Source organism: Kineococcus rubinsiae (assembly GCF_011839805.1).
In the GTDB taxonomy this organism is placed as follows: domain Bacteria; phylum Actinomycetota; class Actinomycetes; order Actinomycetales; family Kineococcaceae; genus Kineococcus; species Kineococcus rubinsiae.
In genome coordinates this window covers 128,672-142,897 of record NZ_VWPY01000001.1, presented here as the reverse complement: position 1 = coordinate 142,897, position 14,226 = coordinate 128,672, and the positions used below count along the sequence as shown (strand labels likewise).

The window sequence follows — 14,226 nt, the reverse complement described above, 5'->3', positions numbered from 1 at the left end:
CCGGATCCGGTGCGGGCCCTCCTGCCGTCAGGGTGTGGTGCGGTCGGGGTGCGGGGCCGTCAGGGCTGGATGACGACCTTGATGCAGCCGTCGCTCTTCTCCTGGAACATCCGGTAGGCCTCGGGCGCGTCCGCGAGCGCCACCCGGTGCGTCGTGAGGTCCTCCACGCCCAGCGGGTCGGCGGGGTCCTCGACGAGCGGCAGCAGGTCGTCGATCCAGCGCTTGACGTTGCACTGGCCCATCCGGAACTGCAGCTGCTTGTCGAACATCGTCATCATCGGCAGCGGGTCGGCCTCGCCGCCGTAGACGCCCGACAGGGACACGGTGCCGCCGCGGCGCACGGCGTCGACGGCGATCCGCACCGCGCCGAGGCGGTCGACGCCGGCGTTCTCGGTGGCCTTGCGCGCCAGCGGTCCGGGGAGCAGGCCGACGGCCGTCTGCGCGGCCTTGGCCAGGGGGCCCTCGGCGCTGCCGTGAGCCTCCATGCCGACGGCGTCGACGACGGCGTCGGGCCCGCGGCCGTCGGTGCGCTCCCGCAGCTGCTCGGCGACGTCGTCGGTGAGGTCGAGGACCTCGATGCCGTGGCGCTCGGCCATGGCGCGGCGCTCGGGCACCGGGTCGACGGCGACGACGCGGTGGCCCAGGTGCCGGCCGATGCGGGCGGCGAACTGCCCGACGGGGCCGAGGCCCAGGACGGCCAGCGTCCCGCCCTCGCCCACGTCGGCGTACTGGACGCCCTGCCAGGCCGTCGGGAGGATGTCGGAGAGGAACAGGTAGCGGTCGTCGGGGAGCGTCGTGCCGACCTTCACGGGGCCGTAGTCGGCGTGCGGCACGCGCAGGCGCTCCGCCTGCCCGCCGGGCACCGAGCCGTACAGGGAGCTGAACCCGAACAGCGCGGCGCCGGAGCCCTTCTCGCGCACCTGCGTCGTCTCGCACTGGCTCTGCAGCCCGCGCAGGCACATGAAGCAGTGGCCGCAGGAGATGTTGAACGGGATGACGACCCGGTCGCCGACGGCGAGGTTCGCGACCGCCGACCCGACCTCCTCCACGACGCCCATGGGCTCGTGCCCGAGGACGTCGCCCCGGCTCATGAACGGCCCCAGCACCTCGTACAGGTGCAGGTCGGAACCGCACACGGCGGTGGACGTGATGCGCACGACCGCGTCGGTCGGCTCCTCGATCCGCGGGTCGGGGACCTCGCGGACCTCCAGCGACCGCTTGCCCTGCCAGGTGAGTGCCTTCACGTCGTCCTCCGGTTGTTCGAAGTGGTGTCGCCGTCGTCGTCGACGGCGGTGGTGGTGGGGGTGGTGCCCGGCTCGGGGTGGCCGGGCGCGGGGTCCCCGCCCGCCGACTGCGAGGCCGGAACCGCGGTGCCTGCGGCCGTCGCGCCCGCGGCGGGGGAGGAGCGGCGGGGCTTCTTCGCCGGGGGGTCGACCCGGGGGTTCTCCGGCTCGTCGGGCAGCTGCACGTGGTGCACGTAGCGCAGCACGGCCGTGAGGATCGCGACGACGGGGACGGCCAGGAACGCGCCGATGATGCCGAAGGCCGTGCCGCCCACCGTGACCGAGCCGATGACGACCACGGGGTGCAGCGCGAGCGTGCGCCCGACGAGCAGCGGCTGCAGGACGTTGCCCTCCAGCTGCTGCACCAGCAGCACGATGCCGAGGGCGATGAGCGCCTGCACCCAGCCGACGGTCACCAGGGCGACGAGGACGGCGAGGATCCCGCTGACGACCGCGCCGACGATCGGGATGAAGGAGGAGAAGAAGATGATGACGGCCAGGGGCAGCGCGAACGGCACCCCGAGGATGCGCAGGCCGATGCCGATGAACACCGCGTCGCAGAGGGCGACCGCGGCCTGGGACACGATGTAGCCCTGCAGCACCTTCCAGATCCGGCTGCCGAGCTCGGTGGCGTGGTGGTGCGTGCGGGCGTCGAGCCAGCGGCGCGACCAGGGCAGCAGGCGGTCGCCGTCGCTGAGGCAGAAGAACGACAGCACCAGGACGAGGACGAAGGTGACGACGCCGGAGCCGATGCTGGCCCCGACGGTGCCGAGGCCGCCCGCGACGCCGAGCGCGATCGCCTGGGCGTTCGTCTTCAGCTCGCTGACGCCGCGGTCGATCAGCGAGCCGATCTGGTCGTCGCCCAGGTTCAGCGGTGCCCCGGTGACGTAGCCCTGCAGCGTCGTCAGGCCCTCGCCGGCGCTGTCCACGAGCTGCGGGCCCTGGTCGGCGATGTTCGGCACGAGCACGGCGAACACGCCGACGATGACGCCGATGAGCAGCAGCAGCGACACCACGGCCGCGAGCGCGTGGGGCAGGAAGCGCCGCAGCAGCCGGGCCAGGGGCCAGAGGACGGCGGTCAGCAGGACCGCCAGGATGAGGGGCAGGACGAGGGACCAGCCCTGGCCGAGGAGCCAGAGGACGGCCCAGGCGGCGACGCCGAGCACGAGCAGGCGGACGGCCCAGCGGGCGGCCACGTCGAGCCCGTGGGCGACGGCGGGGCGGGCGGAGGGTTCTCCGGAGGTCGTGGTCACGGTCCGCAGCGTGTCAGTGCCCGGTGCGTCCAGCACGCCCACGACCGTCCGCAGAAGAAGTTGACGGTGCCAGGTTTGCCCCGTGGATCTCCGGGTACCGAGGTGCTGGACAGGCTCGACGACATGTGAGCACCGCTTCGGAGCATCCGACACCGGCCCGTCGACGAGGACCGACGACGGGCCCGGGCGGCGGGGCCGACGAGCACGGAGGAGACGAGCATGAGCACAGCGACCGGAACGGGCGACACCACGCCGACCGGAACGGGCGACGCCAAGCAGCGCGCCCAGGAGACCGCGGGGACCGCCAAGCAGCAGGCGAGCGAGGTGGCCGGCACCGCCAAGGAGCAGGCCGGGGCCGTCGCGCACTCCGCCCAGGAGCAGGCCGGCGCCGTCCTCGGCGAGGCCAAGCACCAGGCGCTCGGCGTCCTGGACGAGCTGCGCCGCCAGGTGGACGAGCAGTCTTCCACCCAGCGCGACCGCCTCTCGGCGTTCCTGCGCCAGGCCGGCCAGGAGCTCAGCGAGATGGCCGGGGGCAGCCAGGGCTCCGGCATGGCCACGAGCCTGGTCCGCCAGGCCGGTGACCGCGCCAGCACGTGGGGCGACACCCTCGACCGCCACCAGCCCGCCGAGCTGCTGGACCAGGTGCGCGCCTACGCGCGCCGCAAGCCCGGCACGTTCCTCCTCGGGGCGCTCGCCGCCGGCCTCCTGGCCGGTCGCGTGACGCGCGGCGCGACCGCCGCGTCGAGCCGCACGAGCGACACCCCGCTGGGTGGCGGGCAGGAGCTGGAGCCGCTGACCACCGCGCCGACGCCCGTCACCTACCCGGGCCGCCTCTCGACCACGACGACGGCACCCGTGACCACGGCCGCCACCACGGCGACGCCGCCCGCGGTGCCGGGCTCCGTCGACGTGACGGGCGAGAACCTCGACGAGGACCTCGTCCCGCACCACATCCGCAGCGACGTCCCGTCCGTGTCGCCGACGCCGTCGACGACGCCCTTCCCGGGCGACCGGCTGTGAGCGGGGCGCACGCGAGCGGCGGGGGCACCGCGCCCGGTGCCGCGACGACGGGCACGACCGCGGGCCTGGGCGCCGAGGCGCCCCGCGAGCGCTCGCTCGGCGAGATCGTCGGCAGCATCACCACCGAGCTGTCCACGCTCGTGCGGCAGGAGATCACGCTCGCCAAGACCGAGCTCCGCCAGGACGCCAAGACCGCGGGCAAGGGGGCGGGCCTCCTGGCCGGCGCCGGCGTCGCGGGGCACCTGTTCCTCATCGCGCTGACGGGTCTCATCGTCATCGCGCTCGGCGGTCTCATCGGCTACGGCTGGGCCGCCCTCATCGTGACCGTGGTCTGGGGCATCGTCGCCGCCGTGCTGGCCAAGTCGGGCCAGAAGGCGCTGAAGCAGATCCCGCCGCCGCTGGAGAAGACCACCGAGACCCTCAAGGAGGACGCGCAATGGGCCAAGCACCCGACGAGCTGAGCACGACGCAGATCCAGGGCGACATCGAGGAGACCCGGTCCTCGCTGACCGCCGACCTCGACGAGCTGACCGACCGGCTCAGCCCCTCCAACGTCGCGCACCGCCAGGTCGACAAGGCCAAGGCGGGCGTGGTCGGCGTCAAGGACAAGATCATGGGCACCGCCCACGAGGCCACCGCGAGCGCGAAGGACAAGGTCATGGGCACCGCGCACGACGTCAGCGACAGCGCGCACCACACCACCGGTGCGGCCGGTGACCGGCTCGCCTCCGCCAAGCACAGCGCCGCGGGCACCACCAGCGACGCCACCTCGGCCGTGAAGTCGAAGACGCAGGGCAACCCCCTCGCCGCCGGCCTCGTGGCCTTCGGGCTCGGCCTGCTCGTCTCGTCGCTGATCCCGGCGACGCAGAAGGAGGCCGACGCCACCGGCGCCCTGGTCGACGCGGCCAAGGACAAGGGCCAGCCGCTCATCGAGGGCGCCAAGGACACGCTGCTCGACGTGCGCGAGTCCGTCCAGGGCTCCGTCACGGAGACGGCGAAGGACGCGGCTCAGGCCGTCGGTGAGACGGCGCGCGACGCCGCCCAGACCGTGAAGTCCGACGCCCAGGGCGCCACCGAGGAGGTCCGCGGCCACGGCCAGCAGGCCGCGGGCGAGGTCCGCGACACGGCCCGCAACAGCTGATGTCGGAGAACTCGTCTGGCGCCGACCCGTTCCCCACGACGGAGCTCGACGCGACCGAGGACAACGGCAGCGACACGCTGGACCAGGCGACCGACCCGGACGACGCGGCGGCTCCCGAGGAGCCCCGCCCGGCCGGCGACGTCGGCTGACGAACCACCACGACCACGACCGCGCGCGCCGGGACCACCCGGCGCGCGCGGTCGTGGTTCCACCGGGAGAGTGAGCAGATGAGCGAGTCGACGACCCACCGAGACGACGTCTCCGTCAACCACGGCAAGGACGCCGACAGCCCGCAGGACATCCCCGCGAAGGGCTGGTTCCAGGTCACCAAGCGCGCCTGGCGCGAGGCCAAGGACGACCTCGTCCCCCTGCTCGCCGCCGGGGTGGCGTTCAAGGCCTTCCTGGCGATCTTCCCGGCGCTGACCGCGGCCTTCCTGGTCTGGGGGCTCGTCAGCACCCCGGAGAAGATCACGCAGCAGATCAACGGGATCGGCGCGATCCCCCAGGAGGCCCGCGACCTCGTCCTGAAGCAGGTGGAGACGGTGTCCTCCAACCAGCAGGCGGCGGGCATCAGCCTGGTGGTCGCCATCGTCCTGGCCCTGTGGAGCGCGTCCAGCGGGGTGCAGAACCTCATGGCCGCCACCAACAGCGCCTACGACGAGAAGGAGACCCGCGGCTTCGTCAAGCTCAAGGGCACGGCCCTGCTGCTCACCGTGGGCGCCATCCTCTTCATGCTGCTGGCCATCGCGCTGATCGCCGTCGCGCCGGTGCTCGTCAAGGCGCTCGGGGCCAGCGGCCTGGTCAACGTGGTCGTCACCGTCCTGCGGTACGTCCTCCTCCTCGTCCTCGTCGTCGTCGCGCTGACCGCGGTTTACCGCCTCGCGCCCGACCGCGACGCCCCGAAGGTGCGCTGGGTCTCCGTCGGCGCGGCCGTCGCGACCGTGATCTGGCTGATCGTGTCGGCCGGGTTCTCTCTGTACGTCACGCTGGCGGGAAACTCCTCCTACACGAAGAACTACGGGGCCCTCGCCGGCGTCGTGATCCTGCTGATGTGGCTGTGGCTCACCAGCTACGCCATCCTGCTCGGCGCCGAGATCAACTCGGAGTCGGAGAAGCAGACCGCGAAGGACACCACCAAGGGCCCGGAGAAGCCGATGGGCGACCGCGACGCCGTCGCGGCCGACGAGGTCGTCGACGGGCGCTGATCCACCTCCGTCCCGGTGGCCGTGCAGGAGTCCTGCACGGCCACCGCTGCGTCCGGGTCCGGTTCAGCGGTCGTCGTAGACGCGGCTGCTCGAGGCCTCCTGCGAGGCCTCCAGGGCGAGGAACCGCGCCTCGGCGTGCGGCGGCAGCACCTTCCGCTCGCGCACGAGCCACGGCAGGCCGCGCAGCGCGTCGGTGACGCCGAGCGCCGAGGTGCGGTCCCGGGGCACGGTGCGCAGCAGGAAACGGGTGCGGCGCAGGGCGGCCGGCACCGGGCGCCGCAACCACGTGAACCACAGGGTGTTGCGGATGCCGTGGCGGCGCCGCAGGTCCGACTCGCGCAGCACGGACGCCTGGTGGTGGATCGTCAGGTCCTCCAGGTAGCAGAGCTCCCAGCCCGCCGCGGCGAGGTCGGCCGCCATGAGCTCCTCCTCCCCGCCGAGCCACAGCCGCCGGGAGAAACCCCCCACCTGCAGGAACGCGTCGCGGCGCACGACGGAGGCGCCCGCGAGGAAGCTGCCGAGCGCCGGGCCGGGCAGGCCGGGGGCGCCCTGCACGGGGGACTCGCGCAGCTCGGTCACGATCCCGTCCTCCACCGCGCCGGGTTCCACGAGGATCCGCGCCGTCAGCACCGCGACGCGCGGGTCGGCGTCCAGGACGTCCGCGGCCCGCTCGAGACTGCCCGGGTCCCACCAGGTGTCGTCGTCGCAGAACGCCACGTACGGCGTCGCGGCCGTCGCGACCCCGGTGTTGCGGGCGACGGCGCCCTGGTTCTCCGGCAGCACGATCAGGTCGAGCCGGTCGGCCCCGGGGGAACCCTCCGGGTGCCGGGCGCGCAGGGCCTCTGCGGTGCCGTCGGTCGAGCCGTTGTCCAGCACGACCACCCGCGGCCGCTCGGGCAGCGACAGCAGCCGCCGCACGGCCAGCAGCGCCTCCTCGCGGCGCTGCCAGGTGATGAGGACGACGGTGACCCGCTCGTGCGCGGGACCGGCGAGGGGGACGTCCGCGACCCCGGTCCCGCCCGGCGACGGCTCAGCCACGGGCGGACTCCAGGACGCGCAGGCGCCGCTCCACGGCCGGCGACGGGGCGTGCCGCTGCCGCAGGGCGCGGCCGATCGCGGGGGCGGCGCTCGCGAGACCGCGCCGCTGCTCCGTCCCGCCGAGCGCCGCGCGGGCCGTCTGGGCGAGGGCGACGCGCAGCGGGCGCCGCATCCAGCTCGTCAGCAACCGGTTGCGCGCCAGCAGTTCCCGGCGCCGGGAGTCGGTGCCGCGGCGCGGGGACGGGTGGTGGTGGGCGACGACCGCGTCGACGTAGGCGAGGCCCCAGCCCGCGGCCACGAGGTCGTACGTCACGCGCTCCTCCTCCCCGCCGAAGTGCACGACGTCGTCGAAGCCCCCGACGGCCAGGAACGGCTCGCGGCGCACCACGGTGCCGCACGCGACGAAACCCAGGACGTCGGGTCCCGGCAGGTCGCGCGAGGTCCCCCAGGGGGCCGAGGCCATGTCGGTGCAGACCGGGTCGAGCTCCTCGGCGTCGCCGACGAGGATCCGCGCGGCGAGCAGCGCGAGGCGGGGCGCGGCGGCGAACTCCCGGCCGGCGAGCGCCAGCGCGCCCGGCGCCCACCACGAGTCGTCGTCGGCGAAAGCGACCAGCGGGGTCGTCGCGGCCTGCGCCCCGACGTTGCGCGCGGGGGCGCCGAGGTTCTCCCCGGGCTGCACCAGCCGCAGCGGGGGCAGGCCGGCGCGGCGTCGGCGCTCGGCCTCGGCGTGCACCACGGCGACCGTGTCGTCGCGGGAGCCGTTGTCCACCACCACGACCGCGCTCTCGTGGCGGGGGAGGCTGACGCGGAGGTCCTGCGCCCGGTCGCGCGTGGCGACCACGACGGTGGACTCCAGCGCCGCGTCCGGGCGGGCGGGCGGTTCGCCGGGCGGGGTCACGACGCGGACGCTACCGACGCGCGCGCCGGCGAGCGCGCCGACGAGCGTGGTGGGGGCGCGGGTGGTTGCATGCTGGCGTGCCGACGCCGAGCTCCCCGCCGCCCGCCTCGTCCTCCACCGCGACCCCGACCGTGCCCCGGACCGTGCGCCGCGCGGTCGTCACGGGCGGCGCGGGGTTCCTGGGCAGCCACCTCTGCGAGGCGCTGCTCGACGCGGGCGTCGAGGTCGTCTGCCTCGACAACTTCGTCACGGGCGGCCCCGGCAACGTCGAGCACCTCACGGGCCGCGACGGGTTCCGGAGCCTGCGCTGCGACATCACCGACTTCGTGCACGTCCCGGGCGACGTCGACCTCGTCCTGCACTTCGCGTCCCCGGCCTCGCCCGTGGACTACCTCAAGCTGCCGCTGGAGACGCTCAAGGTCGGCTCGACCGGCACGTGGCACGCGCTGGGCCTGGCCAAGGACAAGGGGGCGCGGTTCCTCATCGCCTCCACCTCCGAGGTCTACGGCGACCCGCAGGTCCACCCGCAGCCCGAGGACTACTGGGGCCACGTGAACCCCGTCGGCCCGCGCGGGGTCTACGACGAGGCGAAGCGCTACGCGGAGGCGCTCACCACCGCCTACCGCACGACCCACGGCGTCGACACGGCCATCGTGCGGATCTTCAACACCTACGGCCCCCGCATGCGCGCGGCCGACGGCCGGGCCATCCCCACGTTCATCCGGCAGGCGCTGGCGGGGGAGCCCGTCACGGTGGCCGGCGACGGCACCCAGACGCGCTCCATCTGCTACGTCGACGACCTGGTCCGCGGGATCCTCGCGCTGGCCGCGAGCGGTCACCCGGGGCCCATGAACATCGGCAACCCCGAGGAGCTGAGCGTCCGGCGCATCGCCGAGGACGTCATCGCCGCGACCGGGTCGAGCTCGGCGCTGGAGTTCGTCGGCCGCCCCGTCGACGACCCGCAGGTCCGCCGCCCCGACACGACGCTCGCGAGCACCGTCCTGGGCTGGAAGCCCGAGGTCGACTGGGCCGAGGGCCTGGCCCGCACCGTGGCCTGGTTCCGCAGCCAGGGCCTCGGCTGACCTCCTCCCCGGCAGGGGGTTCCGGCTACTGTCGGCGCGCGGGTCCGCCGGGGGGCCCGCCGGGGGCCAGGACACCGGGGAGGCGACGCGGATGTCCCGACGAGTCGCCGCGTCCCCCGACGGCGCGGAGCCCCGCGGAACCGCGTTCGACGGTGTCGGCGACACCGCGGCCCCCGAGGTCGACGACGGCGCCACGCCGGCCCCGTGGTCGGCGCGCCTGCGGCGCCGGTTCGGCGACGCCTCCGCGAGCGCTGGGGCCACGCTGCTGTCGACGTTCCGGCTCGCCCTCGGCGGGGTCCTGGCCTACCTCCTCACGGTCGAGTTCGTCCCCGGCCCGATCGACCTCACCGGGGCCCTGACGGCCCTGCTCGTGCTGCAGGCCTCGGCCGTCTCGAGCGTCCGGATGGGGATCGTCCGCGTCGGCGCCGTCCTCACCGGGGTCCTCGTGGCGGTCGTGCTCACGTCCTGGGTGGGGCTGACCTGGTGGAGCCTCGGCACGGCCATCGCGGCCTCGCTGCTGCTCGCGGCGGTCCTGCACCTGCGCGAGCAGGCGCTGGAGACCCCCATCAGCGCGATGCTCGTCCTCGCCGTGGGCGGTCAGGAGATCGCCGCGGAGACGCGGATCGTCACCACGTTCATCGGGGCCGGCGTCGGCGTCGGGCTGAGCCTGCTGCTGCCGCCGCGCGTGCCCACCCGGGCGGCCGTCGCGGCCGTGCACCGGGTCGCGCGCGAGGCGGCCGACAGCCTGCGCCTGGCCGGGGCGTCCGTGGCGGAGCGGCCCATCGTCCGCGCCGACGTGGCGCGGTGGGCGGAGCAGGCCCGCGCGGTCGACGAGGCCGCCGGGCGCGCGGCGGAGCTCGTGCGGGCGGTCGGCGACGTGCGCCGCCTCAACGCCCGCGCCATCGTCACGGCCGACGCCCAGCCGGTCCTGGAGTGGGGCCTGGACGCCCTGGGGGCCTCGCTGCTCGCGGTGCGCTCGCTGTTCCGCGTCGTCCAGACCGAGGCGCCCGCGGTGTCCACGCCCGACGACGGCTACGGCGAGGAGGTGCGGGCCGCCTTCGCCGTCGTCCTGGAGGACCTCGCCGACTCCGTGGGCGCCTTCGGAGCCCTCGTGGAGGCGGAGGCGTCGGGCAGCCCGGAGACCGTCGAGCAGCGGCTGGCGGAGAGCCTCGAGGCCGCGCGGGAGGCCCGGGCGATCCTCACCGAGCTGCTGCTCGTCGACGCCCGGACCGAGACGTCGCTGTGGCTGCTGCGCGGGTCCATCCTCGTCGCCGTCGAGCACGTGCTGGCCCCGCTGGACGTCGAGCGGCGGGCCCGGCTGCGCCACGGCCGGTTGTCCGGGGCCGCCCCGGCCCAGTCGCTGGTGCGGGCGATGATCCCGCGCTCGCGGGCGCGGCGGGTGCGGGCGCTGGCCCGCCGCGGCGTCCGGGTGCTGCGCTCGCGCGGCTGAGCGCGGGCCTGAGCTCGGGCGGCTGTGGCGTCAGGCGCGCAGGTCGAGCCGGTCGAGGACCGCGGCGACCTCGGCGCGGGCGGCGTCGTCGAGCCCGCGCAGGGGCAGCGGCAGGCACGACCGCTGGGCGAGGCCGAGCTCCTCGGCCACGACCGCCGTGGTCCGCAGGCTGCCGAAGCGGGCGAAGAGCTCCCACAGCGGTGCGAGCCGGACCTGCTCGGCGAGCGCCTCGGCGCCGTCACCGGTGACCGCCGCGCGGGTCAGGGCCAGCGCCAGCCCGGGGAGCGTCCCGCCGACGACGGAGTACCAGAGGTCGCAGCCGGCGAGCAGGCCCGCGGCGGCCCCGGCGTCGCCGGAGATGCCCAGGCTGACGTGGGCGGGGAGGTGGCGGCGGATCGCGGCGACGCGCTCGCGCGCCTGCTCCGCCTGCGCCGGCAGGGCCGGGATCTTGACGGAGGCGACGTGGGGGAGGGCGGCGACCGCCCCGTACAGCTCGTCGGTGAAGGCGAAGCGCGTGGTGCCGGGGTTGTCGTAGACGACCAGCGGCACCGACAGGTGCGCGGTGACGTCCTCGTAGAGGCCGACGACGTCGTCGGGCGTGAGCGGCTGGTAGGTCATCGGGGCGAGCAGGACGCCCGCGGCGCCCGCCTCCTGCGCGTCCTCGACGAGCTCCAGGACGTGGCGGGTGCGCAGGGCGCCCACGCCCACCAGCACGGGCACGTCCCCGGCGTGCTCGACGGCGACGCGGGTGGCCAGGGCGCGCTCCGGCCGCGACAGGTAGGCGTAGGAGCCCGTGGACCCGAGCGCGGTGATCGAGTCGACGCCGGCGGCGGCGAGCCGGGCGACCAGGCCCGCGTAGGCGCCGGTGTCCAGCGCGTCGTCGTGCAGCGGGGTGAGCGGGAAGGCGCTGAGCCCGCGGGGCAGCGGCGAGCCGGGGGAGGTCACGGTCACAGCGTGCCCTCCAGGGACGCGGCCACGAGGGAGGCGGCGAGGGCGAACATCACCACGGCGATGAGCGCGTCCAGCACGCGCCAGGCGCCCGGCCGGGCGAAGAGCGGGCGCAGCAGCGCCGCCCCGTAGCCCAGGGCGGTGAACCAGACCACGCTGCCCAGCGCCGCGCCCGCGGCGAACCACCACTGCCGCCCCGGGTGGCTCTGGGCGATCGAGCCGAGCAGGACGACGGTGTCGAGGTAGACGTGCGGGTTCAGCCAGGTCAGGGCCAGCGCCGTGGCCACGGTCGCCGCCAGCGAGGCCGGCGCCGCGTCGTCGCGGGGCGTCAGCACCTGGGGCCGCAGCGCCCGCCGGGCGGCCAGCGCGCCGTAGGCGGCCAGGAAGGCGGCCCCGGCCAGGCGCACGACGTCGAGCACGCCCGGCAGCCGCTGCACCACGGCCCCGGCGCCGGCCACCCCGGCCGCGATGAGCACGACGTCGGAGACCACGCACACCAGCACGACCGCGCCCACCCGCTGCGCGCGCAGGCCCTGGCGCAGCACGAAGGCGTTCTGCGAGCCGATCGCCACGATGAGGGAGAGGCCCAGCCCGAGGCCGGAGAGGGCGGCGAGGACCGCGGGGAGGAGCACGGGGACGACCGTAGGTTCGCCGGACGTCCTGAGGGAAGCTCACGTTCCTGCGGCATCGTTAGCATCGCTGTTCGTGGACCCCGACCTGCAGCTGGACCTGGCGCAGCTGCGCGCCCTGAGCGCCGCCGTCACCGAGGGCACCTTCGAGGCCGCCGCGCGCGCCCTGCACGTGACGCCCTCGGCCGTCAGCCAGCGCCTGCGCGCGCTCGAGGTGGCCACCGGCCGGGTGCTGCTGGTGCGCAGCAAGCCGGTGCGGGCGACGGAGTCCGGGCAGGTGCTCCTGCGCCTGGCGCGGCAGGTCGAGCTCCTCGCGGGCGACGCCGTCGCCGAGCTCGGCGCGGGGAGCGCCCCGGCCCTCCGGCCGAACCTGCCGATCGCCGTGAACGCCGACTCCCTCGGCACCTGGGTGCTGCCCGCGCTGGCCCCGCTGGCCGGCGCGGCGACCTTCGACCTGCACCGCGACGACGAGGAGCACACCGCGGACCTGCTGCGCGCCGGCACGGTGGTGGCCGCGATCACCACCGACCCCGACCCCGTCGCGGGCTGCTCGGTGACCCGGCTGGGCGCGATGCGCTACCGGCCGGTGGCGTCCCCCGACTTCGTCCGGGCCCACTTCCCGGACGGGCCCACGCCCGAGGCGCTGGCCGCCGCCCCGGTGGTCCTCTTCGACCGCAAGGACACGCTCCAGCACCGCTACCTGCGCGGTCGGCTGCCCGCCGCGCCGCACCCGGTGCAGCCCCCCGCGCACCACGTGCCGTCCACGGCCGACTTCCGCACCGCCGTCCGGCTCGGCCTCGGCTGGGGCATGCTGCCCGAGCTGCAGGCGCCGCCCGCGCAGGACGGCCACCACGTGGTCGCGATCGACCCCGGCGTCGTCGTCGACGTCGCGCTGCACTGGCAGCAGTGGAAGCTACGCTCACCCGTCCTGGACCGCGTCGCGGACGCGGTCACCGCGGCGGCGCGGCGCTGCCTGGTGGCGTGAGCCCGCCGGACGTCGAGGACGGGGCGGACCGATGACTTCCGGCCCTCCGCGCGGTCCGAGCCGACGCACGCCCGACCCACCGACCCGGAGGCCCCGCCGTGACCACCCCCGCCCGCCCCGCCCGCTCGCTGTTCGTGACGCTCCCCGTCGCCGACCCCGTGCGCAGCCGGGCGTTCTTCGCCGAGCTCGGGTTCGGCGTCCACCCCGGCTTCACCGACGACGACGCCGCTTGCCTCCTCGTCAGCGAGCAGACCTCGGTGATGCTCGTGCGCCACGAGCGGTTCGCGGAGCTCTCGCCGCGGCCGGCGGCCGATCCCGCCGCGCACGTGAGCGCCCTGCTCTGCTTCGGCGTGGGCTCGCGCGAGGAGGTGGACGCGGTGTCCGCGGCGGCGCTCGCCGCGGGTGCCGTGGAGGCCGACGGCCTGGAGGACCACGGCTTCATGTGCTCGCGCAGCTTCTTCGACCTCGACGGCCACGGCTGGCAGGTCATGTGGATGGACCCGGTGGCGGCGGTGGAGGGACCGGCCGCCGCGGCGCAGCCGGCCGACGCGCCGGCCTGAGCCCGGCCCGGTCGAGCGGCGAAGCTCAGGGAACAGGCTCAGGAGGAGGAGGGGGCCTCGCACCCGGGGTTGGGGATCTCCAGGGGCTCACCCGTCATGGGGGCCAGGCCGTCCACCAGCGGGCACACCGAGTCGGCGAGCAGCACGCCGTAGCGGCGCCACGCGCCGGGCGCCTGGTTCCGGGTGCGGTCGGCGATCGAGCCGACCATCGACGTCACGGCCGGCACGTCCTCGGGGGCGAAGCCCTCGCGCAGGGCGCCCTCGGCGTGGGCGCGCTCGACGAGGGCGGTGATGAGGCCCGTGAGGTCGGCCCGCCGCCGGACGGCGGTCTGCGTGTAGGGCGCCGCGCGCAGCACGTCGGTGGACAGCGCCTTGTCGCCCGCGCGCAGCTCCATCGCGCCGAGCAGGTACCCGCGCAGGGCCTCGCGGCCGGTGGGCAGCGCGGCGCAGCTCTCGGCGAGCTCGACGAGGGAGTCGAACTTCGCCTCCACGAGGGCCCCGAGGAGCGCCTCCTTGTCCTCGAAGCGCCGGTAGACCGTCCCGACGCCCACGCCTGCCGCCTCGGCGACGTCGTGCAGCGTCACCTCGAGGCCCCGCTCGGCGAAGAGGCGACGGGCGGCCTCGACGACGAGGGCGAGGTTGCGGGCCGCGTCGGCGCGCAGCGGGCGGGCGGTGGCGGTGGTGCTCACCCGACGAGAGTACCGACTGCGGGAACAAATGGACGCATCGCGTCC

General features: G+C 75.5%; 16 protein-coding genes. 9 read left to right on the top strand and 7 right to left on the bottom strand.

The window, feature by feature from the left end; genetic code table 11:
- Positions 1-59: 59 nt before the first annotated feature.
- Both F1544_RS25990 and F1544_RS00640 read right to left on the bottom strand, forming a co-directional pair.
- A complete protein-coding gene (locus F1544_RS25990) occupies positions 60-1,244 on the bottom strand; it encodes a zinc-dependent alcohol dehydrogenase (RefSeq protein WP_167580905.1) in 1,185 nt (394 codons plus the stop codon).
- Positions 1,241-2,536 carry an AI-2E family transporter gene (locus F1544_RS00640; protein ID WP_167580903.1) on the bottom strand — a complete coding sequence of 432 codons (1,296 nt, stop codon included), beginning with the start codon at positions 2,534-2,536 and terminating at the stop codon, positions 1,241-1,243. Before F1544_RS00640 ends, F1544_RS25990 begins: the two co-directional genes overlap by 4 nt.
- Before the next feature lie 219 nt (positions 2,537-2,755).
- Here F1544_RS00640 and F1544_RS00635 point away from each other — a divergent pair, with 219 nt between their 5' ends.
- The 5 genes from F1544_RS00635 to F1544_RS00615 all read left to right on the top strand — a co-directional run bounded on the left by F1544_RS00635 (position 2,756) and on the right by F1544_RS00615 (position 5,902).
- Complete coding sequence (locus F1544_RS00635; protein WP_167580901.1) at positions 2,756-3,556, top strand: ATP synthase subunit B family protein; 801 nt, start codon at positions 2,756-2,758, stop codon at positions 3,554-3,556.
- Entirely contained in the window at positions 3,553-4,017 is a 465-nt protein-coding gene (locus F1544_RS00630) for a phage holin family protein (protein ID WP_308469801.1), read from the top strand. The genes F1544_RS00635 and F1544_RS00630 overlap by 4 nt, the downstream gene beginning before the upstream one ends.
- Entirely contained in the window at positions 3,993-4,697 is a 705-nt protein-coding gene (locus F1544_RS00625) for a DUF3618 domain-containing protein (protein WP_167580899.1), read from the top strand. The genes F1544_RS00630 and F1544_RS00625 overlap by 25 nt, the downstream gene beginning before the upstream one ends.
- A complete protein-coding gene (locus tag F1544_RS00620; protein ID WP_167580897.1) occupies positions 4,697-4,846 on the top strand; it encodes a hypothetical protein in 150 nt (49 codons plus the stop codon). The genes F1544_RS00625 and F1544_RS00620 overlap by 1 nt, the downstream gene beginning before the upstream one ends.
- Before the next feature lie 78 nt (positions 4,847-4,924).
- On the top strand, positions 4,925-5,902 hold the full coding sequence (locus F1544_RS00615) for a YihY/virulence factor BrkB family protein (protein WP_167580895.1): 978 nt from the start codon (positions 4,925-4,927) through the stop codon (positions 5,900-5,902).
- 63 nt (positions 5,903-5,965) lie between these two features.
- On the opposite strand, the gene F1544_RS00610 is transcribed toward F1544_RS00615, so the two are convergent.
- Both F1544_RS00610 and F1544_RS00605 read right to left on the bottom strand, forming a co-directional pair.
- On the bottom strand, positions 5,966-6,940 hold the full coding sequence (locus tag F1544_RS00610) for a glycosyltransferase family 2 protein (protein WP_167580893.1): 975 nt from the start codon (positions 6,938-6,940) through the stop codon (positions 5,966-5,968).
- Complete coding sequence (locus F1544_RS00605) at positions 6,933-7,838, bottom strand: glycosyltransferase family 2 protein (protein ID WP_308469800.1); 906 nt, start codon at positions 7,836-7,838, stop codon at positions 6,933-6,935. Before F1544_RS00605 ends, F1544_RS00610 begins: the two co-directional genes overlap by 8 nt.
- Positions 7,839-7,969: 131 nt before the next feature.
- Between F1544_RS00605 and F1544_RS00600 the strand changes: the two genes are divergently transcribed.
- Positions 7,970-8,920, top strand: a complete 951-nt coding sequence (locus F1544_RS00600; RefSeq protein ID WP_167581328.1) for a UDP-glucuronic acid decarboxylase family protein — start codon at positions 7,970-7,972, stop codon at positions 8,918-8,920.
- Between the two features lie 91 nt (positions 8,921-9,011).
- Positions 9,012-10,370 (top strand): aromatic acid exporter family protein, encoded by a 1,359-nt coding sequence (locus F1544_RS00595; protein ID WP_167580891.1) that lies wholly within the window; start codon positions 9,012-9,014, stop codon positions 10,368-10,370.
- Positions 10,371-10,400: 30 nt separating this feature from the next.
- On the opposite strand, the gene F1544_RS00590 is transcribed toward F1544_RS00595, so the two are convergent.
- The gene (locus F1544_RS00590; protein ID WP_308469798.1) at positions 10,401-11,315 is read right to left on the bottom strand and encodes a dihydrodipicolinate synthase family protein; all 915 of its coding nucleotides are present in this window, start codon (positions 11,313-11,315) and stop codon (positions 10,401-10,403) included.
- A 2-nt stretch (positions 11,316-11,317) separates the two neighbouring features.
- Positions 11,318-11,950, bottom strand: a complete 633-nt coding sequence (locus F1544_RS00585) for a LysE/ArgO family amino acid transporter (RefSeq protein WP_167580889.1) — start codon at positions 11,948-11,950, stop codon at positions 11,318-11,320.
- A 73-nt stretch (positions 11,951-12,023) separates the two neighbouring features.
- Between F1544_RS00585 and F1544_RS00580 the strand changes: the two genes are divergently transcribed.
- Together F1544_RS00580 and F1544_RS00575 are read left to right on the top strand one after the other, a co-directional pair.
- Entirely contained in the window at positions 12,024-12,932 is a 909-nt protein-coding gene (locus F1544_RS00580) for a LysR family transcriptional regulator ArgP (protein ID WP_308469797.1), read from the top strand.
- 98 nt (positions 12,933-13,030) lie between these two features.
- Positions 13,031-13,492, top strand: a complete 462-nt coding sequence (locus tag F1544_RS00575) for a VOC family protein (protein ID WP_167580885.1) — start codon at positions 13,031-13,033, stop codon at positions 13,490-13,492.
- Between the two features lie 38 nt (positions 13,493-13,530).
- On the opposite strand, the gene F1544_RS00570 is transcribed toward F1544_RS00575, so the two are convergent.
- Positions 13,531-14,181, bottom strand: coding sequence for a TetR/AcrR family transcriptional regulator (locus F1544_RS00570; protein ID WP_167580883.1), 651 nt, complete (start codon positions 14,179-14,181; stop codon positions 13,531-13,533).
- Between the last annotated feature and the right edge of the window lie 45 nt (positions 14,182-14,226).

What these genes read in the sequence shown, in the direction of transcription:
- F1544_RS00635 (WP_167580901.1), top strand. Translation starts at nt 2,756, where the DNA reads ATGAGCACAGCGACCGGAACGGGCGACACCACGCCGACCGGAACGGGC.
- F1544_RS00625 (WP_167580899.1), top strand. Translation starts at nt 3,993, where the DNA reads ATGGGCCAAGCACCCGACGAGCTGAGCACGACGCAGATCCAGGGCGAC.
- F1544_RS00620 (WP_167580897.1), top strand. Translation starts at nt 4,697, where the DNA reads ATGTCGGAGAACTCGTCTGGCGCCGACCCGTTCCCCACGACGGAGCTC.
- F1544_RS00615 (WP_167580895.1), top strand. Translation starts at nt 4,925, where the DNA reads ATGAGCGAGTCGACGACCCACCGAGACGACGTCTCCGTCAACCACGGC.
- F1544_RS00595 (WP_167580891.1), top strand. Translation starts at nt 9,012, where the DNA reads ATGTCCCGACGAGTCGCCGCGTCCCCCGACGGCGCGGAGCCCCGCGGA.